The organism is Bartonella sp. AU55XJBT, assembly GCF_028618525.1.
In genome coordinates this window covers 26,556-52,392 of record NZ_JAQITC010000006.1, presented here as the reverse complement: position 1 = coordinate 52,392, position 25,837 = coordinate 26,556, and the positions used below count along the sequence as shown (strand labels likewise).

18 protein-coding genes and 1 pseudogene are annotated in these 25,837 nt (G+C 39.8%); 7 read left to right on the top strand and 12 right to left on the bottom strand.

The window, feature by feature from the left end; translation table 11 throughout:
- Positions 1 to 137 precede the first annotated feature (137 nt).
- Entirely contained in the window at positions 138 to 281 is a 144-nt protein-coding gene (locus PVV70_RS04360; protein WP_273758074.1) for a hypothetical protein, read from the top strand.
- A 322-nt stretch (positions 282 to 603) separates the two neighbouring features.
- Here the strand turns inward: PVV70_RS04360 and PVV70_RS04355 are convergent, their stop codons facing one another.
- Positions 604 to 2,484, bottom strand: coding sequence for an AsmA family protein (locus PVV70_RS04355; protein ID WP_273758073.1), 1,881 nt, complete (start codon positions 2,482 to 2,484; stop codon positions 604 to 606).
- 320 nt (positions 2,485 to 2,804) lie between these two features.
- Here PVV70_RS04355 and folD point away from each other — a divergent pair, with 320 nt between their 5' ends.
- A complete protein-coding gene (gene folD / locus PVV70_RS04350) occupies positions 2,805 to 3,704 on the top strand; it encodes a bifunctional methylenetetrahydrofolate dehydrogenase/methenyltetrahydrofolate cyclohydrolase FolD (RefSeq protein WP_273758072.1) in 900 nt (299 codons plus the stop codon).
- A gap of 66 nt (positions 3,705 to 3,770) precedes the next feature.
- Here folD and edd read toward each other — a convergent pair whose 3' ends face one another.
- The 5 genes from edd to PVV70_RS04325 all read right to left on the bottom strand — a co-directional run bounded on the left by edd (position 3,771) and on the right by PVV70_RS04325 (position 10,730).
- The gene (edd, locus tag PVV70_RS04345) at positions 3,771 to 5,594 is read right to left on the bottom strand and encodes a phosphogluconate dehydratase (RefSeq protein WP_273758071.1); all 1,824 of its coding nucleotides are present in this window, start codon (positions 5,592 to 5,594) and stop codon (positions 3,771 to 3,773) included.
- A gap of 57 nt (positions 5,595 to 5,651) precedes the next feature.
- Positions 5,652 to 6,404, bottom strand: coding sequence for a 6-phosphogluconolactonase (pgl, locus tag PVV70_RS04340; RefSeq protein ID WP_273718948.1), 753 nt, complete (start codon positions 6,402 to 6,404; stop codon positions 5,652 to 5,654).
- A gap of 10 nt (positions 6,405 to 6,414) precedes the next feature.
- On the bottom strand, positions 6,415 to 7,887 hold the full coding sequence (gene zwf / locus PVV70_RS04335; RefSeq protein ID WP_273758070.1) for a glucose-6-phosphate dehydrogenase: 1,473 nt from the start codon (positions 7,885 to 7,887) through the stop codon (positions 6,415 to 6,417).
- Positions 7,888 to 8,007: 120 nt separating this feature from the next.
- Positions 8,008 to 9,291 (bottom strand): FAD-binding oxidoreductase, encoded by a 1,284-nt coding sequence (locus PVV70_RS04330; protein ID WP_273758069.1) that lies wholly within the window; start codon positions 9,289 to 9,291, stop codon positions 8,008 to 8,010.
- A gap of 11 nt (positions 9,292 to 9,302) precedes the next feature.
- Positions 9,303 to 10,730 carry a glutamine synthetase family protein gene (locus PVV70_RS04325; protein ID WP_273758068.1) on the bottom strand — a complete coding sequence of 476 codons (1,428 nt, stop codon included), beginning with the start codon at positions 10,728 to 10,730 and terminating at the stop codon, positions 9,303 to 9,305.
- A gap of 334 nt (positions 10,731 to 11,064) precedes the next feature.
- Between PVV70_RS04325 and PVV70_RS09805 the strand changes: the two are divergent.
- Together PVV70_RS09805 and rhuM are read left to right on the top strand one after the other, a co-directional pair.
- A pseudogene (locus PVV70_RS09805) lies at positions 11,065 to 11,675 on the top strand (virulence RhuM family protein).
- Positions 11,641 to 12,051 carry a RhuM family protein gene (gene rhuM / locus PVV70_RS09800; RefSeq protein WP_404977259.1) on the top strand — a complete coding sequence of 137 codons (411 nt, stop codon included), beginning with the start codon at positions 11,641 to 11,643 and terminating at the stop codon, positions 12,049 to 12,051. The pseudogene PVV70_RS09805 and the gene rhuM overlap by 35 nt, the downstream one beginning before the upstream one ends.
- A 131-nt stretch (positions 12,052 to 12,182) precedes the next feature.
- On the opposite strand, the gene PVV70_RS04315 is transcribed toward rhuM, so the two are convergent.
- From PVV70_RS04315 to PVV70_RS04290, 6 genes are all read right to left on the bottom strand, one after another.
- Positions 12,183 to 13,526 (bottom strand): MATE family efflux transporter, encoded by a 1,344-nt coding sequence (locus tag PVV70_RS04315; protein ID WP_273758067.1) that lies wholly within the window; start codon positions 13,524 to 13,526, stop codon positions 12,183 to 12,185.
- Between the two features lie 627 nt (positions 13,527 to 14,153).
- Positions 14,154 to 15,383 carry an MFS transporter gene (locus tag PVV70_RS04310; RefSeq protein WP_273758066.1) on the bottom strand — a complete coding sequence of 410 codons (1,230 nt, stop codon included), beginning with the start codon at positions 15,381 to 15,383 and terminating at the stop codon, positions 14,154 to 14,156.
- A 337-nt stretch (positions 15,384 to 15,720) separates the two neighbouring features.
- Entirely contained in the window at positions 15,721 to 18,915 is a 3,195-nt protein-coding gene (locus PVV70_RS04305) for a DEAD/DEAH box helicase family protein (RefSeq protein WP_273758065.1), read from the bottom strand.
- A gap of 28 nt (positions 18,916 to 18,943) precedes the next feature.
- Positions 18,944 to 20,860, bottom strand: a complete 1,917-nt coding sequence (locus PVV70_RS04300) for a site-specific DNA-methyltransferase (protein WP_273758064.1) — start codon at positions 20,858 to 20,860, stop codon at positions 18,944 to 18,946.
- 664 nt (positions 20,861 to 21,524) lie between these two features.
- Positions 21,525 to 21,797, bottom strand: coding sequence for a hypothetical protein (locus PVV70_RS04295; protein ID WP_273758063.1), 273 nt, complete (start codon positions 21,795 to 21,797; stop codon positions 21,525 to 21,527).
- A 240-nt stretch (positions 21,798 to 22,037) separates the two neighbouring features.
- Complete coding sequence (locus PVV70_RS04290) at positions 22,038 to 22,526, bottom strand: hypothetical protein (RefSeq protein ID WP_273758062.1); 489 nt, start codon at positions 22,524 to 22,526, stop codon at positions 22,038 to 22,040.
- 348 nt (positions 22,527 to 22,874) lie between these two features.
- Here PVV70_RS04290 and PVV70_RS04285 point away from each other — a divergent pair, with 348 nt between their 5' ends.
- The 3 genes from PVV70_RS04285 to PVV70_RS04275 are packed head-to-tail and all read left to right on the top strand — an operon-like array spanning position 22,875 to position 25,768.
- Positions 22,875 to 24,296, top strand: a complete 1,422-nt coding sequence (locus tag PVV70_RS04285) for a coproporphyrinogen-III oxidase family protein (protein ID WP_273758061.1) — start codon at positions 22,875 to 22,877, stop codon at positions 24,294 to 24,296.
- Between the two features lie 10 nt (positions 24,297 to 24,306).
- Positions 24,307 to 25,632: an MFS transporter gene (locus tag PVV70_RS04280; protein ID WP_273758060.1), complete on the top strand. Its 1,326-nt coding sequence runs from the start codon at positions 24,307 to 24,309 to the stop codon at positions 25,630 to 25,632.
- Positions 25,625 to 25,768 carry a hypothetical protein gene (locus PVV70_RS04275; RefSeq protein WP_273758059.1) on the top strand — a complete coding sequence of 48 codons (144 nt, stop codon included), beginning with the start codon at positions 25,625 to 25,627 and terminating at the stop codon, positions 25,766 to 25,768. The genes PVV70_RS04280 and PVV70_RS04275 overlap by 8 nt, the downstream gene beginning before the upstream one ends.
- Positions 25,769 to 25,837: the final 69 nt, after the last annotated feature.

Sequence of the window (25,837 nt, the reverse complement as noted above, 5' to 3'; positions counted from 1 at the left end):
AATTATAGAGTTTTTTTAACTTTATGAGATAATGATAGGAACCAATAGATCGTTCAGTGATTCTGCTTTCATAAAAGTTTAAATAATACACCATTCATCTTTGCATTCAGTCATTGATGCATCAGTGGAGGAAAGATATGTCTGCTAAAAAAGCTACCATTATTACGATTACAACTCTCTTAGCCTTTATTTTGATTACAGTGGGAATTGGTTCTGTTGGAGCAGATGGAAAGCGTGCAGTTACCAAAGATGGTTATGGTATTTCTTCTCAGATTCAATAAACACTGGCTGATATGCCCTTAATGTTTTAAGGCAACAAAATATTTTTTAACAATTTTCTAAGATTTGCACGCATATTATGACTCTCCTGTATTTGGAAAATTCCAGAGAGAGGCGTTTTTATTCCTCTCTTAAATTGTTTATCCACATAACAACTGCATTTATGTGAGGAAGAGGAAGATTTTTGGTTTCATCACGAATAGATTTAAAGTAGGAGAATCTTATGATCTTGAAATCTCTTATTTAAATTTAAAAACGACTTTAAATTGCAAAGAGACAAAATATTATTATAAAATAGAGCGTTATACAGATGAAAAACAATACTCAATCTGTGTCAATGTCTTTTGTAACCCAAAAATTACCATGATCTTGTCCTTTAGAGCTCAGAGAAAATGTAAAAGGCCACGCAAGGCTGTTAGCAAGACATTGGACATCTTTACATAAAGTTTCTGATCTATGATTTTTGCGTAATTGTGCCTGTAATATCAATTCATTCTGCTGCCCTTGAGCAAGAGCAGTTGTAACAGACCCCTGTATGGATAAACTCAAGTCTGTTGTACACATCAATGACTCTGTCACCTTCATCATAGCTGCTGAAAAACTTGTCTGAATATCCCAGTGATCAAAACTTGTGGAGAGAGAATCATTATTGGTTAAAAGAAATTGTTGTTTGCTTGAAAGTTTTGTTTGTAATTCATTCAAATCATACCCTAAGAGCTTCCCAGAAGACATCTTTAGCGTTAATCCACCCTGCATTTTTGTAAAAACTTCCATCCAAGAACCCACAAGTGTTTGTATCGCTGCGGTAAAATTTGTTTTGCTCTGTACAAATGGAATAAATCCTAAGGCTTCTAAAGCCTCCTGCGTATCAATAGAAGCCCCTGAAATAGTTCCTTCAATACGTATTTTCTGTCCAGCTGGCGTAACTTCAATATTACTTTGAACGGATCCACCCCAAATATTGACATGTCCAAGATCAAAAATCCCATGCCCATTTCTTATTTGCATCGCAGCTGCTAAATTTGTAAGTGAAATATTTCCTATTTTGGCTTGTGGCGCAGAAAGTCGTATATCCACCCCAATACGATCAAAAAGCGCCATATCAAAGAATGAATTTTTCTTTTTATCCGAAAAAAACATTGAGTCCAAGAGGTTAATGTCTAAGTTATCAAATGCTAAAGAGCCCATGACACTTGGTACATAATCTTGAAAATCAAGTTCCAAAGCCCCACGTGCATTGGATTTCCCCATCGTAAATGCAACACTGTTCATTTGGATATGCATTGGTCGCGCTAAAAAATGAGATTCCCATACAATGGGTATTGTTAATCTATGTCCCCAAAACTGATTCTCTCCAATCCAAGACAATGTCTGATTCCAGCTTGGTGAACGCATCGACACCTTTCCATCAAAAATATAATATTCAGATAACCGAGCCTGCCCTGTAAAAGTTATTCCCCCACGTACAGAATTAAGACTTGCCTTAACCTGGCTTTTTCCTCCTGCCAAAAGCAACAATGCTTGAGAAGCATCAATTGATAATTTTGTAAATTCTCCGCGCCAACGAGCATCTGCACGCAACCGTACTTCCTCAGTCGATTCTGGCCAATCTAAAGTCGCATTTAATCCTGTTATTTTTTCTGCTACTCCTGAAAAGCTGTCATGATACACAAGAGCACCATTTTTAATAACAATCCGCCCAAAAGGTTGTTTTAAAAGGTGTTCTATCTCTGGATGTTCAGGGTTATGTTTTAATATTTCACGTGCCTTGCGTATGGCTAACCCTAAGGCGCCTTGTGAGTGAGAAAATCGATCAAAAAAATCTGCCATTGTTTTAACGGGCTTTTCCATAACAAATTGAGGACGCACAATCCGCGTCTCTGAAAAAGAAACACGCCCCCAAAGAAGATCGACGACAGAAAGATCAACTTCTATTGATTCAGCTTCCATTAATGGTGCAACATCATCCATTTTTGATGTTAAAGTAATGCCAGAAAGCAACGCTTTAGGATAAGGAAAAAGATTTAACCGCGGTGGATCACGCAATTGCACATTATACCCCGTCCATGCACTCAACTCTTGCCCTAAACGAATACGAATCACATCCGTAGAGACAAGATACGGTAAAACGAAAATCCCCACCCCAAATAAAAAGATAACTGTAATAAAAATTCCGCTCAAAAATTTTATTATTCTGATGCGCACAATATCCCTCTACACGAATCCCCCTAGTAACAGATTAAAAACAAACTTAAATAATCCATTAAAAGACTTTTTATAACCCTATAATTCACCATATCCATTTTGTATTTTCATCATTTTTGTTCTTTATCCAAAGTTTATTTAAACAGTAATATTGCTGCTTCTTTATAAAGCAATTATTTAAAAGTCTTCTAAAACTATAAATCCACAACATTATCAAACCATTCTCACCGTTCCCCTATAAATATTGCTATAAAACTCTATCGTATTATTAGAAAATGCTTTACAAAAAAATAAACAGCCTTACCGAAAGGATCTCTCTCATGAATAATATTATCGACGGAAAAAAACTTGCTGAAGAGATTATTGTGAAAGTTAAGGCTGAAACCACAAAACTCTGCAATAACTATAATATACAACCTAGTATCGCTGTTATTATCGTTGGAGACGATCCCGCAAGTCAAGTATATGTCGCCTCAAAAAATAAAAAAGCTGAAGAATGTGGGTTTCTTTCAATCAAACATGTTATTTCCAAAGAAACGCAAGAAAAAGAGCTCCTTCAACTTATTGCAATGTTAAATTCTGATCCAAAAATTCATGGTATTTTGGTACAGCTTCCTCTCCCCGCCCATATCAATACAAACCGCATAACGCAAGCTGTTGCTTTCCAAAAAGATGTTGATGGTTTTCATTATATCAATGTAGGAAAACTCGCAGCAAATGCACTTGAAGATGCTATTATTCCCTGCACACCCGCTGGTGCTATGATGATGATTGAACGACATTGTGGGCGAGATTTATCTGGACTTGATGCTGTCGTTGTTGGACGCTCTAATATTGTGGGAAAACCTATGGCTGCTCTTTTAACAGCGGCCAATGCTACTGTGACAATTGCCCATAGTCGTACCCGTGACCTTGATGATGTATGTCGGAGCGCCGATATTCTCGTAGCGGCTGTAGGCCGCCCACAAATGATTAAAAAAGACTGGGTGAAAAATGGCGCAATTGTTATTGATGTTGGTATTAACCGCATTGCCGCGCCAGAAAAAGGTGTAGGAAAAACGCGTCTTGTTGGGGATGTCGATTTTGAAAACGTAAAAGAAAAAGCTGCCGCAATCACCCCTGTTCCAGGAGGTGTTGGACCCATGACAATTGCCATGCTTATGGTTAATACACTCAAAGCCGCTGCCCGATTACACAATCTTCCTATACCAAAATTCTAAGAATTGTAATAATTCATTGTTCATGATTTCATTGTATATGGTTCGCCTTGTTTCTTTTTGCATTTCTCATGTCATAAAAACAGATGCCCCTTGATCTGCACGATTAACCGATTGACGGAAAACACGAAAGAGTTCGCGTCCAAGACCTTGTTCATTTTTTGAAAGATCTGGAGGTGTGATTGTTCGCGCGTTAAATTTTTCTAAATCCTCTAAAAGAGTTAATTTTCCCCCATGAACATCAAGGAAAACAATGTCACCATCCTGCAACTGCGCAATGGGACCATTATCCAAAGCTTCTGGTGTCACATGGATCGCAGCAGGAACTTTTCCTGATGCTCCGGACATACGACCATCCGTTATCAATGCTATCCTTTGACCACGATCTTGTAAAACACCTAAAATAGTGGTTAATTTATGAAGCTCTGGCATACCATTGGCTTTTGGTCCTTGGTAGCGAATAACAGCGATAAAATCTTTATCATGTAACGCTCCAGATTGAAAAGATTTTTGGAGCTCCTCTTGATCATTAAAGACAAGGACTGGTGCTTTAATTTGCCAATATTCTGGTTTAACAGATGAAACTTTTATAATAGCGGTTCCCAAATCTCCCGATAAAACACGAAGGCCACCGTCCGGTTGAAATGGTTTTTTCCAACCTGCTAACACCTTATGATCACCACTTTCCTTGAGAGCTGCTTCACGCACCACACAGCCATCAGCAGAAAGCTTTGCTTCAATTGCATAAGCATTGAGATCTTTACCAAAAACTGTAGCAACATCTTCATGCACTAAACCGGCCTCAATAAGCTCACGAATAATAAATCCTATACCCCCTGCTGCATAAAAATGATTGATATCAGCCAAACCATTCGGATAAATTCGCGCTAAAAGAGGCACATGGCATGAAATTTCTGCAATATCATGCCATGTCAATTGAATACCGCAAGCCGCAGCGATAGCTATCAAATGAATCGTATGATTGGTAGAGCCTCCTGTTGCATTTAATCCTACAATGGCATTCACAAAAGAACGCTCATCAATGATCATACCAAGTGGTCTATAATGATCACCAAGATCGGTCATTTCAAGTACACGCTTTGTAGCTTCTTTTGTTAAAGCATCACGCAACGGTGTATTCGCATTGACAAAAGAAGCTCCCGGCATATGCAGCCCCATCATCTCCAGTATCACCTGATTTGAGTTAGCAGTCCCATAAAATGTACATGTCCCTGGACCATGATAAGAACGGGCTTCTGATTCCAGCAATATTTGGCGATCTATTTTATTTTCCGCGTAAAGTTGACGTATTTTTACTTTTTCATCATTACCTTGCCCCGTTGTCATAGGACCAGCGGGTATAAAAATTCCTGGTAAGTGACCAAATGTGAGTGCACCAATCAATAAACCGGGGACGATTTTATCACACACCCCAAGATACAATGCTGCATCAAAGACATCGTGTGATAAGCTTATAGCTGTCGCCATTGCAATCACTTCACGCGAAAAAAGGGAAAGCTCCATCCCCGCATTTCCCTGCGTAACACCATCGCACATCGCAGGAACACCCCCTGCTACCTGTGCAACACCACCAACCATACGGGCCGCCTCTTTAATTAAGTTAGGAAACTTTTCAAAAGGTTGATGTGCTGAAAGTATATCGTTATATGCCGTGATAATGCCAATATTCCCAACGATATTTCCCTTCAAACGCTCTTTGTCTATTGCACCACAAGCAGCAAAACCATGAGCCTGATTAGCACATCCCAAAAAACTCCGCTTGGGACGATGAGTCTGTGCGTTCGCGATACGATCTAAATAAATTTCTCGTGTAGGTCGAGAGCGTTCATAAATCCTTCGTGTAACTGTGGCAATTGTCTTGGAAAGTGCCATATTTACTTCCCCCCTTCATTGATGCTCCCCCTCATTCATTAAAGAGAGAGTGCGTTTCTATTCACCTTGTCTCTCATATTTTAATTCACTTATTTCATTTTCTGCAGGCGACCAATAAACCTGCACAAGATGAGGAGAATTACGCAAAATCGCCCGAACCGGTTTTTCTATTTCAGACCCATCTTGACAAGCTTCTTCAAAACAATCGCGTTTCTGAAAACCTTCGAAATGGAGAATAATGCAACGAGATTGCATAATAACTGGCAGCGTTAGAGAGAGTCTTGGCTCAATGGCACTTTTTGCATGAAGTGGTAGAACAAGTGCTTGTGTTCGAAGATCAAGTGCTTGCTTTAGACGATCAGCATCAGGAAAAAAGGAAGCCGTATGTCCATCAATCCCCATTCCTAAAACAACAACATCAAAGGGTTTAGGCAAACTATTAATACGATTTGCTGCTGAAAAAGCAGCAAGTTCAGCAGTAATTGCTTTATGATAAAGCCCTACAAAACGTGCTTTTGCAGCAAAATTCTGTAATAAATGACACCGTACCATATGTTCATTTGAACGTTCATCGTGCGCAGGGACAAAACGTTCATCAACCAAAGTGATAATGATATTTTGCCAATCAATATCTGCTTTTGATAAATAATGAAAAAACAATTCTGGCGTTTTACCACCAGAAACAGCTAAAATCGCACGCTTGCGCTCTAAAACAGCTATACTAAGCTCTGCTGCAACACGGTCAGCCAATGCTAAAGCAAGAGTTGTGGGTGTTTCAAAATTTAAACGGTCAATATTCATTCTATACATACTTACTGCTCTAAATTAAATTGTTCCATATACGTCCATCACGTTCCATAAGGATTGTCGAAGCAGTGGGACCCCATGAACCAGCACTATAACCATGAACAGGCTGTTTTATTGCTTCCCACCCCTCAATGATTGGATCAATCCAACGCCAAGCAGCCTCAACTTCATCACGACGCATAAAGAGTGTTTGATCTCCACGAATAACGTCCATTAATAAACGTTCATAAGCATCAGGGTTACGTTCAAAAAATGCAGAAGCAAAACTCATGTCTAATGGAATATGACGAAACCGCATACCGCCATAACTCGGATCCTTAATCATCAACCATTGTTTTACACCTTCATCCGGTTGGAGACGAATAACAAGCCGATTAGAAAAAATTTCATCTAAATCCACATCAAAAATATTATGAGGAATAGGTTTAAATACGATAACAATTTCAGACATTCGCGTGAACATGCGCTTACCTGTTCTTAAATAAAAAGGTGTATCGGCCCAACGCCAGTTATCAATCTTAACCTTAAGCGCGACAAATGTTTCGCTCTCACTTTCTCTTCCCAAGTCATCAAAATAAGACTCTACAGATATACCATTTGATAAACCAGCAAGATACTGCCCACGCACAGTGTTCTGCTCTACATTATGCACATCAAGAGGTGTTAAAGAATGCAAAACTTTAAGTTTTTCATCACGCACAGCATTGGCACTGTTGATAAATGGTATTTCCATCGCAACCAAACAAAGAAGCTGCAGCATATGGTTTTGAACCATATCGCGTAGAGCACCAGTACTCTCATAATATTCTGTACGCCCCTCCAACCCTAAAGATTCAGCAACGGTTATCTGAACATGATCAATATAGTTCGCGTTCCATAGCGGTTCATAAAGTGTATTCACAAATCGCAATGCCATTAAATTTTGGACAGTTTCCTTCCCAAGATAATGGTCAATGCGGAAGATCTGTTCTTCATTAAAAACACTTGCAAATGCATCATTAAGCCAAACCGCTGTTTTTGCATCACAACCAATTGGTTTTTCAATGATAATTCGTGTTTGTGGTGTTACCAAATTGCTTTTCCCCAACTTCATCGCGATATCAGCAAAAAGTGACGAACCAACAGCCAAATAAAAAGCTCGAATATCTGCTGAATCTTGTGACAAAAAAAGGGCTAAATCCTCCCACCCTCGGTTTGAGGAAACATCAACAGAAACGTAAGTTAAACGTGCAAGAAAGCGATGGAGTTCAGTTGAATTGAGATCTTTTGGATGGATATGTTTTTCTAAACAAGCTTGGACAAAATTTTGATATTCTTCACGACTTAAGGAAGTGCGCGAAACGCCAATAATACGTGTTGGCTCACTAAATTGCCCAACACACTGGCAATGATACAAGGCCGGCAAAAGTTTGCGTGAAGCCAGATCACCATTGCCACCAAAAACAATACAATCAAAAGAAGAAACTGGAGTAATTTTACGCGCCATGAACTTATTTATTTTTCTATTCGATTATGAAATCCCATATTACTTATAAAAGCTTCCATCATTAAAGCAGACAGATACTAAATAAGCCATTAATTTTCTACATTTCAATCAATGTTTCTATTAAAGGCGATCCATTAAAGAAAACCAACGCATTGCTAAAAATATAAGTGGATAACGCAAAACGCTTCCTCCCGGAAAAGATGAAATCTTTAAGTCCTGAAAATAAGCAAAACGTTCATGATTCCCTGTCAACCATTCTGCGTACAATTTTCCCATAAAAGGAGCAAGCATAACGCCATGCCCTGAATAACCGCCACAATAAGTCATCCTTGAGAAAAGTTGGCGAACATAAGGCATACGCTCAACCGTGATGGCAACCGTTGCCCCCCAACGATGGCTGAGATTGATAGAGTGTAATTGAGGATAAATTTCAGCAATTTGCCGTTTTATACGTACATCTAAATTTATAGGATTCTGATTATTGTAACTTTCTACACCACCAAATAAGAGACGATTATCGATGCTTTTGCGAAAATAGCGCACCATAAAACGGGAATCATCAACTGATTCACCGCCTGCGAGGATTGAACTGTTCTTTGGTAATGGTTCCGTTGCTCCAATATACGAGCGAATAGAAACAATATTTTTCTGAACAAAATGCTGCAAACCAAGTTTATACCCGTTCGTTGCGAGTAAAACATGCTCTGCTGTTATACTCCCTTTTTCTGTTATTACATTCCAAAGAGCTCCCTTGCTCTTCACGGTTGTTACTTGTGTCTTCTCATAAAGCTTAGCACCAGCATCTTTAGCCCTTTTTGCCAACCCAACAATCAATTTTAAGGGATTTATATGGCCGGTATCCGCATCATAAATACCACCACAATAAAAAGACGATCCAAGTCGCCTAGATGTTTCAGCCCTATCCATAAAAGTAAGCGCGTGATAGCCATAACGCTGCATCGTCTCAATATGCCGTTGATAAGAGAAAAGCTCACGCCTTTTATGGGTTACAGAAAGCTGTCCTGCCATAAAATCGCATTGAAAATCAGGCATTGCACATAAAGATAAAATATCTCTTTTAGCTTCTTCTGCTAAATCAAATAGCACTTTACTGCGCTCAAAACCATATTTTTTCTCTAACGTTTCAACCCATTGCCGTTGCCCCGTTCCCAATTGTCCACCATTGCGCCCTGAAGCTCCATCCCCAAAATGTGATGCTTCACATAAAACAACATCCACTCCAGTGTTCGCTAAATGATAAGCAGCTGAAAGGCCTGTCAATCCCCCCCCAATAATGACCACATCACACTGTCTATCTTCACAAAAAGAAGGATAAGAGGGGCGTTCTTCTAAAGTATCTTCATACCAAGAAATTCCTGGAGAAATTGGATTAGAGCCAATCATCGTGATAAACCTCAAACATTAAGCAAGAGATATTCGCGCTCCCACGGGCTAATCACTTCCATAAAAGTTTCAAACTCTTGTCGTTTGATCGCAGCATAAGTACTGACAAACACATCTCCTAGAATAGCACGTATTTCTGTATCTTGTTCAAATAAATTAACCGCTTCAATAAGACCACGCGGTAACTCAATATTATCAGCATTCACATTATTTGTTGTTGGCTCATCCGGTTCAATTTTTTGCTGTAAACCAATGAGACCACACGCTAGAGAAGCAGCAAGGGCTAAATAAGGATTCGCATCTGACGAAGGAAGCCTATTCTCGACACGCCGCGCTTGAGGAGCAGAGCGAGGGACACGAAATGCTGTGGTACGGTTATCGTATCCCCATCGCAAATTAACAGGTGCTGAAACATCCGGCATAAGACGTCGATAAGAATTGACATAAGGCGCAAGCATGACAAGTCCCCCTGCCATATGTCTTTGTAATCCACCAATAAAATAGCGAAAATAAATACTTTCTCCACCATCTTCCTGCGTAAAAATATTCATCCCTGTCTTCTTATCAACGACTGATTGGTGAATATGCATAGCAGAACCCGGCTGTCCTTGAATGGGCTTAGCCATAAAAGTTGCATACATATTATGTTTAAGTGCTGCTTCACGAATTGTACGTTTGAACATAAAAACTTGATCAGCCAATTCAATCGGATCACCATGGCGTAAATTGATTTCAAACTGACCGGCCCCTTCCTCATGAATAAGCGTATCAATCTCCAATCCTTGCGCTTCCGAAAAATGATAAATATCATCAATGAACTCATCAAATTCATTCACACCGGCAATCGAATACCCTTGCCCCCCACCAATTGAACGTCCAGAACGACCAACAGGAGGAACTAAAGGATAATCAGGATCTGGGTTTTTCTCGACTAAATAAAACTCAATTTCTGGTGAAACAACCGGCTTTAGATCCATTTGCGTATAAAAGTTGACTACTTTTCGCAAAACATTTCGTGGTGTATAATCAACGACCTCTCCATTTTGATATACAAGATCACAAATCACCTGTGCTGTTGGAGCATCTTCCCATGGCACAATGCTTAGCGTAGATAAATCAGGCTCAAGACGCAAATCACCATCAGTTTTAGGATATTCAAAGCCATGACCATCTTCAGGATAATCTCCTGAAATTGTTGCCATAAAAACCGCTGAAGGTAGCGCTAATGATGTTTCCGATGTAAATTTTTTAGAAAGCATCATCTTGCCACGCGGCACACCTGCTTGATCAGGCGTAATACACTCAATATCTTCTACATTACGGAAAGCAAGCCATTGTAAAACTTGTTCCCAATTGTTTACACCCCGCAAGTTTTTAAGAAAACCAGAAACAGGCTTAGAACCCTTACTTTTTATTTGTTTACCATTTTTCACAGCCATAACACACCAACTTAAAACACAATCAAGCCCCGCTATTATGGTACCATCCCATGCATGAATGTCACAAAAAATATTTTAATCAACTTAATTTTTATAGAATATATAACGTCTATCAAAGCAAAATCGTTCTTATCATCATTCTAAGCTGCTGATTGTATCAAACATGATGGGGAAATGGTACTGCACGTCATATATCGCGTGCTAATCTTCTTCTTATATAAACAGTGCAAACGAGCGTGAATTATTGTCCTTAGCCTTTTGCCAATATCGTTTGACAGCCAACAGAAAACTCGTAGCATTCAGCAGCAAAAGACGCGTTTTAAGAAGGTATCAGATGCCCCCTAAAAAATTAACCATCCGCAATAGCACTGCTGAATTTCTGATTTTCACTCAACAAGCTGGTGAAGACAGCATTAAAGTTCGCTATGAAAATGATACAATCTGGCTTAGTCAAAAGCTCATGGCAGAGTTATTCAGCGTAGATGTACGTACAATCAGAAAACATTTAAAAAATATATTTGAAACTCAAGAATTAGATGAAAACTCAGTTATCCGGATTTTCCGGATAACTGCCTCTGATGGTAAAAACTATAATACTCAATTTTATAACCTCGATGCCATTATCGCTGTTGAATATCGGGTTAATTCCAAACGCGCGACACAATTTCGACAATGGGCAACGCAAATATTACGTGATTTTGCAATTAGAAGCTATGTCATAGACAAAAAGCACCTTGAGAACGGCATGACTCTTAATGAAGATTATTTAGAACATTTACTCGCTGAAATAAGAGAAATTCGCCTTAGTGAAAACGGTATCAAAAAATTACACATATTTATACAACCAGTATAGATTATAACAAAGATGCGCCAACGACACACGAGTTTTTCGCAAAAGTTCAGAATAAGTATGCATTTCGCTGTGCACGGACAAACAGCAGATGAACTGATGTTTAAGCGAGCAGACAGCAAAAAAGAACATATGGGCTTAGCAACGTGGGAGAATTCTCCACATAGTAAAATTGTAAAAACCGATATCACAATTGCTAAAAACGACCTAACACAAGATGAACTTAAGCAGCTTGGCTTAATTGTTAATGCTTATCTTGATTTAGTAGAGAGCCGCGCAGAGCGAAAAATACCAATGACTATGGAAGATTGGGCAAAACAATTAGGTAAGCTCCTTGAGCTTGAGCAGCGAAATATTTTACAAAATTCTGGCACAATCACAGCAAAGATTGTCAAAGACCATGCCGAAACTGATTTTGATAAAGCAATTAAAGCCCTTGAGAAACCTCGGCGTAAAAAAAGTGATGACTAAACTCGTAATAAGCTTGAATAATGTTGAATCGCAGCACTTTCCACAAATGTGTCTATGCACGCAAAAACACTCCCAGCACAAGCCAAAAATCCCGCATTCATAGCCACCAACAACTAATTCCCGCCTCAATCTCATCCCGCCCCAAACATAGGATTGCGTTTTATTAAATACCCCACGCGCATATAATTAAAGAGAGAAACGATTAAACTGGCACCAATCATGCCAAGCCAATAGCCAATAAAGCCATATTCAAAAAAATGTGCCATGAGAGCTCCCCCAAATAAGCCTATCCCCCAATAGCTTATTGTTACAACAATTGTTGGCCAAAACGTATCAAGCAAACCCATAAGTATGCCATTGAGCATGGCTCCTAAAGTGCCAAAAGCAAAAGACAATAAGATAAACGGAAGCAACTCCCAAGAGAAAACAATAACGTGGACTGAAGAAATGTCAAAGATGATTGAAAGAATGAATTCATAAGAAAAATAAACACCCCCTGATAAAAACAAGACATAAGCTATAGCAAAAATTGTGACATTCATACGTAACTGTTTTAGAGCCATATGATTCCCATCTGCCCTATACCACGCTGCTATTGTCGCGGCTGCGCTAGAAATACCCAAAGCCACCACAGAAATAAGCATATCAAGACGCATTCCAATCGTATGTGCTGCCAAAGCTTCAACCCCAAAAGCTGTAATCATGAAGGCAATGACAGAAGGAAAACCTTCCGCAATAAGAATACGTATACCAATGGGAAATCCTACGAACAGCAATTTTATGATTCGTGAAATCTCAAACTTTGGTCGCAAATAATGAAAGTGAAAGGAATGAAAAGCAGAATTGTGGGACAGAATGATTGCCACTGCCATAACAATCAAAATACGGATCAAACTACTCGCAATTCCAGCACCAAAGACACCTAATCCGCTTGCAGGACCTATACCAAAAATAAGCAGCCAAGAAATAAGAAAATTCATAGGGATAGCTGCAAGCATAACAAAAGTTAAAGGCTTGGGATGACCAATTGCTGAAAGTAATCCACGGCTATTTACATAAAGATAAAAAAACACCACCCCTATAGCAGCACCACTATTATATTCCTGCGCTATCTTAGCAATTGTCTCATCTTGTTCGAGAAGACACAAAATATTCCTCGTATTGAGTAAAATGATTGCACTCATCATTCCAATCAAAAGGGAAAGCCATATTCCTTGATCAAACCACGCCTTCAATGCATATCTATCTTGTCTGCGAAAACTTTCCGCAAGTTTTGGTGCAACCGCAGTAATAATCCCTAGCCCCAACAACATCACAAAACTAAACAGACTCAGAGCTAACATTGTACCACTTAAGGCTTGAACACCTAAATGCGCCACAAGCGCTGCATCTGTAAAGGAAATCATCATCTGCGAGATAAACCCAACAGCCAGTGGCATGCCAAGAGAGAGCAATTGCTTCATCACAACAAACATTGTGAAATACCCTTCCCTATTGAAGAACGTATTAAGCTTGAATCTTTTAAATAAAACGCATTGATTTTTTCCGTAAAGTCCTTCCATCGCAAGTCTTGCCTAAAGGATGCATAATGAGCACTCATTAAACTAAAAGGAAATGAGCAGTTCTGAGAAGTGCAATGCACTTTTATGCGTTTTTTGGACCTCATGCCATGCGTTTTTTTATACAATATTATGCCCCCAAGCAGCTACAGTCGTTGATAAAAGATCCTCAGCAAGTGTTTGTTCGTCTTGCACATCCATTTTTAGTATTTTTAATAAAACTTTTGGTACTGCAAGTCATACACCAGTGCTAACCTTCTCTTACCCGCTGCTTACATATGTAAAAAAACAAAGCCGACCGAGTTGTCAGAAAACGCAGGTACTTTGTTATGCTCGTTCGCGATATTTCTGACTAATAAGCAGCACAATTATTTGACGCATTCAAATCGGTAAGCATCTCTCCTAAAAACGATGGACAGCTATTAATTTCGACTAAATCCATATAAGATGACTCACATACTATTTTTTCCTGTGTCTTTATGTAAGTCATAGGCAAGACCCTATTCAACTGTATCTTCACCCTCAACCCCTCTCATCTTTTATTCACTTTTTATCCGTATAAAGCCAGGCCAAATTAAGCGGGATAACGAAACATATACAAAGCAAGGCGAAACAAAAAGCCGCTTCTATACAAACACTCTTCGCCAACCAACCAATCAGCACAAGCGCTAAAATACCAAAAATACGTGCAAGAAAACTAACAATGGATAAAACCGTATTTGCATTCTTTTGTTGAATATGTTTAAAAAATTCTGCTTCAAACTGCGTCATAGGGACAGAAAAAAAACTGTGAAATACGGTGAATAAAATAATAGGGGCCCAACTGTTTGCAACGAGAAGCAGCGCAAGCATAACAACAGCACTCAGGACGAGTGAGCACAAAGTTATCGCCATAGGAGCATATTTGTGCATAAGATATTTAATTACAAAGCGATTAAATAAGTATTTTACGAAAGTATAAGACACAAAGCACAAACCAAGAATAAGAATTTTCGTCTTTCCCGTTGCGTTGTCTAATACTCCTGTTTGTCCCAAAATAAAAGGTTGCCAAAAATGAAATATTGGCTGCAATGCGGCAACAATAAAACCACATATCAATATATAATATAACCCGATTTTTGAGGTAACTAAATGAGAAAAAGCTTCTGTTGCATGCAACAAAGAACCCGAGTCTATTGACTGACTACCCGAAACGGATGCAATACCTATCCCCCTCACCCGACTAAAAAAGAATACAAGCACGAGAAACCCGAAAGAACAAAAATAATATGCCGACTGATAATTATCCATACACAAAACAATAAGGACACCTAGCGCACCAGCAACCGTATTCATGAATGCTGTCAGTTCTCGCTTATAAGCGTTTACTTGGTGATAGATCAAACTACCCTTGTAACCACCACCATCGATTAAACCTTTAATCCATGTGCTATCAGCGCCAGAACACAAAGCAAAGCCTAAAGCATAAATAATTTCTGCCGGAATTAAGACAGAAAGATTAGGCGCGTAGATACATAAAAAGAAGAAGAGCGAAAAAAAGATACATGATAAGGTAACATTTTGTTTAACGCCGATTTTATCTCCTAAAATCCCGCAAGGCACTTCAAAAATACAAATAGCCACGCTAAACACAATTTGCAATAAAGCTAACTGTGTTATACTAACGCCCATAGACAACAAAAAGAAAGCATGGAAGGAACCTGTAATTAGCCGAACCCCGCTCATTGCCGCACAGCCATAAAGCAGCTTTTTAACTTCATAATCTATCGTCATTAATATATCCAAAAGCTATAAAGCTAGCAGCTTTTTTGCCGCCAGCTTTATATATTTTAAAACCTCAATTCGTAAAAGTGCCTCGAGAAGCCATTTTCTGCTTACTTGCTCAGACGTTTAGCGCAACAACATCAACCCGCTTAATTTGATTTTTTTCAGTGGTTTATACATACTTTTAGTTTTCATAACTTTACCTCCCGTATTCAATGAAAACAATTAAATTTAGAATAAAGTACACATTATAGCTATTTTGTAGCTACCTTTTATCAATTTATCATCTTGATATAAAAAGCTTTGCTCTTCCCCACGCACTCACGTTAAGTATTTCATGCACCAATCATTCTGCAACAACCACCGCAGCACTTGAAAACTCACGCTCCCCTTCTGGCAAAGTACGCTTATATTCACGCCAATTTGTCACCGGCTGTTCGTTAAACGCAACACTCGTTCGCAGCGCGGCAAAATGCGCTTTGCCGCATTTAATCTTCAGTATTTCTTTAAGACGTAAATCAAACTCGCTGTTCGCCCCTTTTGTCTCTAGCACAAAGTAAAGCTTTTGTTCGCCATCCCGCTCTAAAAAGACCGCCCAATCAGGCGTATAAGAACCTATGGGAGTGGCTATTTTAAAACTTCTTGGCAGTTTAAAAAACAATCTGACTTCAGGATCATTTTCAAGACTTTGTGCAAACTCTTTCTCCACACTGCTTTCATAAACCACATGATCATACACACTCTTCTCACTCGCAACAGCTGTACGCTCTAAATTCGCCACAAGCTCTTCACTGGTAAAAAGCTCTTGCACACTATATTCTTGCCCAACCAGCTTTAAATATTTGATGCCATCAATTGTAAGATTAACATGGGTTTTATCGAGTATTTCTTCTATGCGCTCTAAAAAAGCTTGTGGATTTTTCACAAATTCATGCTCACGACCACTCTTTATCAAAATACCAATAATTGTCTTTGCGGTTAATTTCAGCTTTAAGGTCAAATAATGTACAATATTCGGCAATGCACACCAACTATAATCAAGCGCACTCTGCTTTAATAATTGCTCTTCATAGGTCACACCAGCACTATCCAGTTCTATCTCTGCTGTTTGATAAACCAAATGCGCAGGCGCAACTGGCGCCATTTTTTCCACTGCATCCACTGCTTTGGCGACAAACTCTGTGCGATCAAACTTTGCACGATAAGTGGTCTTTTTATTGATCTTCTCCCACAAGTCCAAAAACTCGGGCGAAACCACTGTTTGCTTTTTAAGCTTAACCCGCACCTCGCGCGTAGCATTACGAATCGGCATAGCTTGGCTCGCTTCTAGCGCCTGCAGCACAGCCCGCTTTTGCCCTTTACTAAAACGTTCACTTAAATCCAACGTCCCAGCCGCACATTGTGCTTTTAATGTATCTGTGATTTTTCCTGCTGATGTAAGCAAAGCTTTTTCACGCAACTCAACCAATATATCAGCAGCCTCTTGCGGAGACAGAATCTTTTTTTCCGTCACAGCTGTCACATAAGTCACATCTTGCAGTGTCTCAACATTAATAAGCGCGCCCGCGTCAATTTTTTTCACAATTTCTTGACGCAATTCGCATGACATTTCCTCCGCCCCTATAGCTTCAAATTCGCTCGCCACTAAATCTTTATCTACTTTAACGGCACCCGACTCATCAATCAAATCTTTTGCAACAAGTGTTTTAACAATTTCTTGTGCTTGCGATACTTCCACTTTAGCGGCAACATATTTTACATCTTCATAAACACGGCCAACCAACTGCTCCATCTGCAATGTACCAAGTTTATAACCAATATCCGCCTCTAATTCTTTTTGCAATGTACTCACAAACTCAGCAAAGCTTTCATTCACCATGACATGCAGCACATTTATATCTTTATCTTCCACCTGTTCACCTTGTTGGTTTACGCACAAGCGCAAACCGCGACCAATCTTTTGCCGTGTAGTAAAATTCGATTTTTGCTCAATCAACATGCACACTTGAAATACATTTGGATTATCCCAGCCTTCTCTCAAAGCCGAATGCGAAAAGATAAAACGCAAAGGGCATGCAAAAGATAATAACCACTCTTTATCGCGCATAATCGTGTTATAAGTGTCATCATCAGCTTGGCTGTCGCCCTTTGTATCCTTATACACACCCTTCTTGTCTTGTGAGAAATAACCGCCGTGCACGTTTCGAACATTTTGAGCAAATTTAGTCCGCAAGGAGGCATATTTCTCTTTCGCCAACAACTCTTCATAACATTCTTCAAACATACGCTCATAAAGTGCTGGCTCTTCATCAGAGCTACGATATTTAGCCACCTCATCAATAAAAAAAAGTGATAAAACTTTAATCCCTAAAGGCACAAGCCGCAATTCCTTATCTAAATGTGTTTCTATCGTGCGATAAATTTGCGCGCGTTTAAGCTCTATTGTATTCACATCACCAAGCGCGTGGCCAAATTTGACAATTTCAGTATCAGAAAATTCAACAGCTTCATCCCCTGCCATACAATTAATACCCGAAACAATATAACCCCTATAAAGCTCACGCCCGCCCGTAACGTGATACAGATCATCGCCTTGCCTCACTGTAACTGTTTTGCGGCTAACAGTGCCATTCTTTCCCGCAATATCCAATTCTAAGCGCGCCTTAAAGCCATGTTCGTGGGATACGGATTTCAAGGCAATATAGGGACGGTTAAAATCTTGCTCTATCTGGTTAGAAGAGACACAAATTTGCTTCACTAGTCCTTTTTGATAAGCATCAACAGGTGTTAAACGATATAAAAGATTAATCTCATCTTTATGCGTGGCACTATAGCGAAAAACACAAAGTGGGTTAAGGCTTGCAATAGCCTCCTTCGCTTTTGCTGTATTATCCACCGATTGCGGTTCATCTATGATCACAATCGGATTTGTGTCTTGGATATAGCGCATAGCACTTTCGCCATTCAGTCTATCCTGCGGAAGGTTGATAATATTTTCTGCTTTTTTAAATGCATCAATATTGATAATCATAATTTCAATATTGGTCGAGCTTGCAAATTGGCGAATTTGCGAAAGATCTTTTGAATTATAAATAAAATAACGATAGGGTAGATTATTAAACTCTGCTTGAAAATGCTCCCTCGTTACCTGCAGTGATTTATATACCCCTTCGCGAATAGCAACACTTGGTACAACAATGATAAATTTGGTAAAGCCATAGCGTTGATTTAACTCAAAAATCGTCTTGCTATAGACATAAGTTTTGCCTGTCCCCGTTTCCATCTCAATAGAAAACTGCTTTTGCTCTAACGTCTCACTCGCCAAAAGTTTATTGTTCTGTTGTACCTCTCGTAAATTTGCTAATATGCTTTCATCACTAATCAATAATTGATTACCATAGCCAAATTCCTTTAACGCTAATTGTCCTTGTTCTGAAAGCAAGGAAAAAGAAGAATCCCATTGTGGTTGGCCTTTAAATAAACCAATGACGCTTTTAACCGCATCATTTTGAAATTCTTGTTGTTTAAATTTAAGTTTCATATCGCCGCCCCAATCGTCTCTCTATAGTTTAAATTTTATCAAAACTTACTTCATTGTCTTTAAAGATAAAGTCGCAATTAATAAGCGCTTCATCACTTTCAAAGGCCGCATCAAGCGCTACGATTTTTACGGGGAAATACTTTATCATCTCTTCCGCATCTTCGGGTTCAAAGGGCGAGTCTATGGCTATAATCACCAAGACATCGCCTTCGCTCTCACCTATGTAATAGAATTTTTTGCCATTGATGGGTAAAGGATAAATTTTTAAATCCAGTGGCCAACCATATTTAAGTATGATCTCAAAGATAATATCTTGATGAGAGCGCTCGGGATTCACCCCCTGCAAAATACGATCAAAGCGCATTTTCAATTGTTCTTTAACATCAAGTGTATTCGGATCAATCGGGCTATCGTCCCATATGGGAAAGTTGGAACTATCGAGTTCTAGCACGCGAAATCCGATGTCTAGAGGCTGCTCGCTTGTGCGTTCTGCTTCATGCTTTTGCTTGATTTGTGCACCAGCACGGCGAATACGTTCGCTACCTATATCGCAGATAGTTTTGTAACCAGCCTTATAAGCTTCGCTCTTTTCATCACATAATTCAGGTAATTGCACCATGATGAATTTGCGATTACCATCATCTTCTGCATTCAAAGCCATCACTGCATGCGCCGTTGTGGCAGAGCCAGAGAAAAAGTCGAGAATGAGGTCGTCTTTGTTCGTGCCGATTTGCATGAGCAATTTTATGAGTTTAGTAGGTTTAATATATTCAAATAGTCCTTGAACATGCATTAATTGATCAATTTCACGTTTGGAAAAAGCGGTATCACCTGAAAACTCTCGTTTAAAAATTCCTGCAAATTCTTCATCAAAATTGGTATCGATTTCTTTGCCGAAAAAAGTCGTAGGAACCAACCCATCTTGAGTCTCATTTAAAAACCTTTTAATCATAGGGTAGGATTCTCCTTCACCCCATACGATCTCATTATTAGCAATTTTCTCTTTCAAAACTTTTTCGCTAAAACGCCAATATCCCCCTTGGGGGCGTTTTAACATGACACCATTAGGCTTCGTAATTGTATAATCTGCCGCATAAGGCTTATGCGCAGTAATAGGGTCTGCTTTCCAAGGACCCTTGGGGTGATTATCTGGATTCTTATATGCAGAGCTATCCTGCCGTGGTAGTAAATTCCTTTTAAAGTTTTCCTTATACTTTGCGTAGCATATAATATATTCATGGCTGACAGAAAAATATTTCGCTGAATTCTTGCGTGTGTGAACCTTCTCCCACACCAATTGAGCAACAAAATTCTCTTCGCCAAACACCTCGTCGCACACTTTGCGCAAATTATGCACCTCATGATCATCTATTGAGATAAAGATCACACCATCATCACGCAAAAGCGTCTGCGCCAACCGCAAGCGCGGATAAATCATATTGAGCCACGCTGTGTGGAACCGCCCCATTGTTTCAGGGTTCGATTTTGTCGTTTGGCTCGTCACTTCCTTATAGCGCGCCAACGGGTCCTTGAAATCATCTTCATAAATAAAATCATTCCCCGTATTATAGGGCGGATCTATATAGATCATCTTCACTTGGCCAAAATAAGCCCGCTGAATAAGCTTTAAGACTTCAAGATTATCGCCCTTAATATAAAGATTACGTGTATTATCAAAGTTTACGCTCTCCTCGCACTTCGGGCGCAATGTCGCAAGTGAAGGCTTTTGCGCAAGCTTTAAACTTGCTCCTTTGCCCTTCCATTCAAATTTGAACTTTTCAAAATCATTATCGATATATTCGCCGCATAGATTAAGAAGTTGGTCTATATCCAGCTTTCCCTCGGCAAAACATTGCGGAAAGGCTGCTTTTAACTTTTCTATATCTGGATTAACTGGGCTTTGACTCATGCCCTCTATTTTATGTTTACCCGCTATAATAGTCATTTACGCACTTCCCCGTGACGTTTAGAATAAAATGTCTATGAATAATATATTTTGTCAGAATCAATATTTCTTAGTTTATTTATTTCTTTCTCTTGTGTCAGTTTATTTTATATTTGCATAAAGCTTAATCTGAGCGCGCTCGTTTATATCATAGATGCTTCACGCATGATGTGCTTGCTAACCCCAAAATCGCGAACTTCATAACGAATTGAAAATAAATCATAAAATGAATCGAGACCTTTTGCGACAAAGTCTCGGCTCAAAGAGACACTTTGTCCTATTTTAGCAAAAGACGCAAAAAATCACGTGTGCAAGGTCGCAGCTATGTTTTTGCTCAACCACGAAAAAGGCGCGGAGTTTCAACCAAGCAAAATCCGCCAAACATAAGAATAAGAAAAGTTAGGGAAGAAGAAATGGTACTGCAGATGATACATCGGTGCTAACTTTTGACTAGTATAAAAGATCGACGAATCAAATTAAATATGTTTTACAAATAAGTACGAACATTTTACACCGCACTAGATTTTATACAACTGCAGAATACCTCCTTTATTCGACAGCAACTATCGCAGCGCTCCTAAAACGACCACACTTTGGAATAACCTCCTACCAAGCTACCCACTCGCAACTAAAGATTCACCATAAACCAGAAAGCACTTTATGACTAGATGCGCTCCAACAAAGTACAATACCGAATAAGCAAAGCGATAAACTCCATACGAATAGCCATTTTCTTCAAAAAATAATAACATGATGCTTTTTGAGGCCGCATTCGAATCCAACCTGGCGCGTTTATGATATCATAGCTCCCACATGCCGGCAGCATAAATTTGTCATCTAAGGATAAATCCAATGGGATAGATATATCTCTTACAAGAATATCATACTCATAACAATTTGAACCAACGACATCCGCTAAACTAAATTCACCGCTCATATCTCGAAAAGACAAAATTTGTAGCACTCTATTCTCGTGATACTGTGCAGACTGAGCACACGTCCCCAGAGCCTAGATGTAATTAAGTTCGTACCATTCCGCTCTTTTATAGAGCTAATATTTGAAAATAAATAACCATAATCTTCAGATACAATATGCCTAGATTTAATAATTACCGTAAGCTTATGTAAATCACAACCCAATTGTGACAATGCCTCATAAATTTTACGAGAGTATTCGTCATTGACCGTCACGGCATCGCAGAACGCTGTGGAAATCAGATATCCCCCACCTAGACTGATAAAAACTTATCTGATCCTTCAATGCGTAAATATCCTTTCCAGTCTTAGTTAAGGTGGATACGATTAACTCAGTCGAATTCAAATTAGAGCCCACATGCAAATGCACCCCATTAAGCTTAATCCTATTGGATTCTAGCGAAGATAATGCGGCACGTAACTTCGCCGCAGTCATACCAAAACGCGATCTATCCCCGTTTGCCAGTACATGGCACAATTTCAATGAGATTTTAGGTAATATGTCAAAATGGCGGGCAAGAGCGATGATGTCATGTAATTCGATAATATTATCACATTGGACATTTATATGTTTTCTAGTAGATAATTCTATCTCTTCTCGAAGTTTTACAGGAATATTAAAAAATGTATCTCTACCTTTAAAACCATCTTTTTGCGCTAATGATATTTCATAACCAGACGCAAATTCCAAGTCCCAGCAACATAACAATGATGCCCCGCATGTCCATTAAAATACCCTGCTTCTTCTCGCTCTAGGCATTCATAGCCCGACCACGTAAAACAGGATACCAATTACAATATCAGACCATAAAACTGCAAGAGAAAGTTCTTTTATAAATAGACATTTTTTTATCTTTACATTGCCTCTTAAACAAACTAGCCCGTTTATATAACAAGTTATATGTATAATACATATAACTTCTACAAAAGGAGGATTTATTATGTTCCGTGAAAATCTTTGGTAATACAGCCGGACAATTGGATCACTAGTCGCCCGTCGATAATATATTGCGCGTTAAGAAATTGGGGGAGGTGAGTTATGCAACTCGTGGATCATCCTTTTGTGAAGTTCGATCAACTCAAGCCGATTTATAATTTTACATATCCGCTATTTCGTACTATTTCAAATGAATTTTACAATTACCTAGACTTTAATAAGCTAACGCAGAGTAAGCAGATTCCACAAGCGCGTACCATTTCTCTTTATTTGCATATTCCCTTTTGCGAAACCATCTGTTCCTTCTGTCCCTTTCAGAAAGGGGCTTACAAGCACGTTAAGCAAATCGAATCTTATATGTCAGCGCTTACCACAGAGATCAGAACCAAAGGAAATTTCATTCGCTCGCTTAGAGGGCCCATCCGCAGCATCTATATAGGGGGCGGCACACCCTCGCTTTTGTCCGCAGATAATATCCGACACATCGGAAAAGTATTGCATGCCGAATTTGAGCTCTCTTCCTTAACCGAGTTTACACTGGAAAGCGAACCGAAGAGCGTCACACGTGATAAACTTTATGCTGCCCGTGAGATCGGCGTTAACCGGATCAGCTTCGGTATACAGAGTTTCATTGAGCGTTTCCGATCATTGTTTAACCTCACCTCAACACGTGAACAAATCAACAATACCGTGGCTTGGTCACAAGAGATCATTGGACATGTCGGTTTCGACCTACTATATGGCATGCACAACCAGCAAGCCGAAGAACTATTATACGATTTGAAGCAAGCAAGTGAGCTTCACCCTGAAACCATCAACCTCTACGCAATCAACAATCTAGCTATCACGCCACAACTGCATAAGTCTTACGCACAAAAAGGGCTAAAGCCATCCAGCCTACAGCATCGACAGATGCTTCGCTTATTTAGCGACATCGTTATGCGCAGCTGCGGCTATGCGCCGTGTAATGGGCATTCCTATATCAAAATTGCCAATAACACTCCTCTAACGCTCGCTAAAACGAGTTCAGCTAATTATTTCCGCTATCACAAATATTTGCATGGTTATCATGATGATTATGTGGTTGGCTTTGGGGCGTCAGCACAGTCGATTCTCGGCTCACTCGTCACACGAGCCAATCCTAGTCGAAGCGAATACATTACCGACATACAACTTAAAGGCAAATCCAAAGTATACTACAATTGGGTATCAGCGGAGCAACAAGCCTCCAAGGCTTTGTGTATGCGGCTACCTTATAACGGTTATGCCAAAAAAGAAAGAATTGACTGGACCGCACTCCCCTCTTTCGTATACAATAACCTACAACAGCTCATAGGTGCAGGTCTCATCGCAGAAAGTGATAACGATCTCCAGCTGACTCAGCGTGGTTGGCAATGGTATTCCAACCTTATGTATTTTCTTCTACCTCAGGCAGATAGGAATATCTTGGACGGCTATGTCGCAAACATGCTGAATACAACCGCCGTACTTGATGGACCAGCGGAAACCTGTGTGGCATCTTAAGGAGAAAAGAATGTTCACGCTTTTTGCCAACAAGAACATACGCTATTTTTGCCTAACCGTTAGTCTGCTCGCCTTACTCAGCGGTGCTTTGCGCACTGCCATCCCGCTATTAGCAAGACAATCTGGATATGGCGTAGTCGGAGTAAGTTGGGCGCAAGGTCTCTTCTCATTAGCGTGGCCAATTTTCGGTATCCTTGCAGGCGCTTTACTTGATCGCTGCGACAAAATAAAACTTGCCACCTCGGCTCTCCTCATCTTCATGCTACTGCATATTGTACTGTTCGTACTGCTTATGATACAGATTGCTCCAGCCGAACAAATTTTCTTCTATGCAACCATTGCTGGATTCATCGTCGTTTCTGCCGAAGCTTATATAATGACGATTCCACCACTTATCATGGAGGGAGAGCGATTGATGACCTTCTACTCAATTGTCTTGTTTTTAGATTTCGGTGTCTCCTATTTTCTTGCCCCTGTCATAACAAGCAGCATTTTAGCGCATAGCACACTGCTATTTCTTGGCCTGTTAATCGTGCTTTTTATCACATTGATTTTTACCGCTCGCCATGCTGTTCCAACATCGCCAACACTTGATAAAGAAAACATCACTTTCCGTTATATCATTGCCGGCTTTCGTTTCATTTTTTCAAATCGGCATCTTACCTCCCTTACATTACTCACATTCTTTCTATCGGTAGTATTTGGAGCATTCCTAACCTCGTTCATCTTCTTCGTTACCGACGGTCGGTATCTGGGCCTACATAGCAGCCAATATGGCGTGATGTTTGCAGCCTACGCGCTTGGTACAATGGCAGGTGCCCTATTTGCGCCGCGTATACGCTATGCACCGGTGCGCCTAGCTGTTCTCATTGACGGTTTAGGAACGGTTGTCTTGCTGCTAATTCCAGCCTTTTCAAAAAGTGCTGTCGTCGTATGGGGCGTCACCTTTACTGCTGGTGTTGGAGCAAGCTTATGGTTTATTGGTGTTACTGCCTTCAGGCAGCGCCTCACACCAAAGCAACTTCTCGGGCGAGCTAATTCTGCTTTTCGGGTGATCGGCTATGCTGGAATGCCGGTCGGAAGCTTTTTGGTCGGCGTCCTTGGTTCTTTTATATCATTGCAGTTTGCTGCCGCCTTTATCGCTGGACTACTATTGGTGGCTATCGCGATAACGCTTCCATTTCTTTGGCAGGCTGATCATATAGACACCCCCCAACCCTGCCACGAGATGACAGCTGCTTTAAAAAAAAACATTGGTCGGAAAAGGCACACATACCCTATGACGCAATCAATTGATCTGTTCTTTGGACGAGGAAATTATCATCATAATGGCTGATAGAGCTAAGGGGCACTATGGCAGCAGCCAAACAAGCGCTAAAGGCAAAACAGCCCCTTTAAGTTGCATTGGGCGATGGTCTCAACGCCTCTATGAAGGATGCAGAGAGCTTATAGCGTCGAAGTGCAATTCTTAACCAAAAACGCCGCCCTCGCAATACCCACTTATACTCCAGTTAATCCATCACCCGCTATTATACTCATCT

Bases quoted from the DNA above. Each gene is read 5' to 3' on its own strand.
- PVV70_RS04360 (WP_273758074.1), top strand. From the start codon at position 138: ATGTCTGCTAAAAAAGCTACCATTATTACGATTACAACTCTCTTAGCC.
- folD (WP_273758072.1), top strand. From the start codon at position 2,805: ATGAATAATATTATCGACGGAAAAAAACTTGCTGAAGAGATTATTGTG.
- edd (WP_273758071.1), bottom strand. From the start codon at position 5,594: ATGGCACTTTCCAAGACAATTGCCACAGTTACACGAAGGATTTATGAA.
- pgl (WP_273718948.1), bottom strand. From the start codon at position 6,404: ATGTATAGAATGAATATTGACCGTTTAAATTTTGAAACACCCACAACT.
- zwf (WP_273758070.1), bottom strand. From the start codon at position 7,887: ATGGCGCGTAAAATTACTCCAGTTTCTTCTTTTGATTGTATTGTTTTT.
- PVV70_RS04330 (WP_273758069.1), bottom strand. From the start codon at position 9,291: ATGATTGGCTCTAATCCAATTTCTCCAGGAATTTCTTGGTATGAAGAT.
- PVV70_RS04325 (WP_273758068.1), bottom strand. From the start codon at position 10,730: ATGGCTGTGAAAAATGGTAAACAAATAAAAAGTAAGGGTTCTAAGCCT.
- rhuM (WP_404977259.1), top strand. From the start codon at position 11,641: ATGCATTTCGCTGTGCACGGACAAACAGCAGATGAACTGATGTTTAAG.
- PVV70_RS04315 (WP_273758067.1), bottom strand. From the start codon at position 13,526: ATGTTTGTTGTGATGAAGCAATTGCTCTCTCTTGGCATGCCACTGGCT.
- PVV70_RS04310 (WP_273758066.1), bottom strand. From the start codon at position 15,383: ATGACGATAGATTATGAAGTTAAAAAGCTGCTTTATGGCTGTGCGGCA.
- PVV70_RS04305 (WP_273758065.1), bottom strand. From the start codon at position 18,915: ATGAAACTTAAATTTAAACAACAAGAATTTCAAAATGATGCGGTTAAA.
- PVV70_RS04300 (WP_273758064.1), bottom strand. From the start codon at position 20,860: ATGACTATTATAGCGGGTAAACATAAAATAGAGGGCATGAGTCAAAGC.
- PVV70_RS04295 (WP_273758063.1), bottom strand. From the start codon at position 21,797: ATGAGCGGTGAATTTAGTTTAGCGGATGTCGTTGGTTCAAATTGTTAT.
- PVV70_RS04285 (WP_273758061.1), top strand. From the start codon at position 22,875: ATGCAACTCGTGGATCATCCTTTTGTGAAGTTCGATCAACTCAAGCCG.
- PVV70_RS04280 (WP_273758060.1), top strand. From the start codon at position 24,307: ATGTTCACGCTTTTTGCCAACAAGAACATACGCTATTTTTGCCTAACC.
- PVV70_RS04275 (WP_273758059.1), top strand. From the start codon at position 25,625: ATGGCTGATAGAGCTAAGGGGCACTATGGCAGCAGCCAAACAAGCGCT.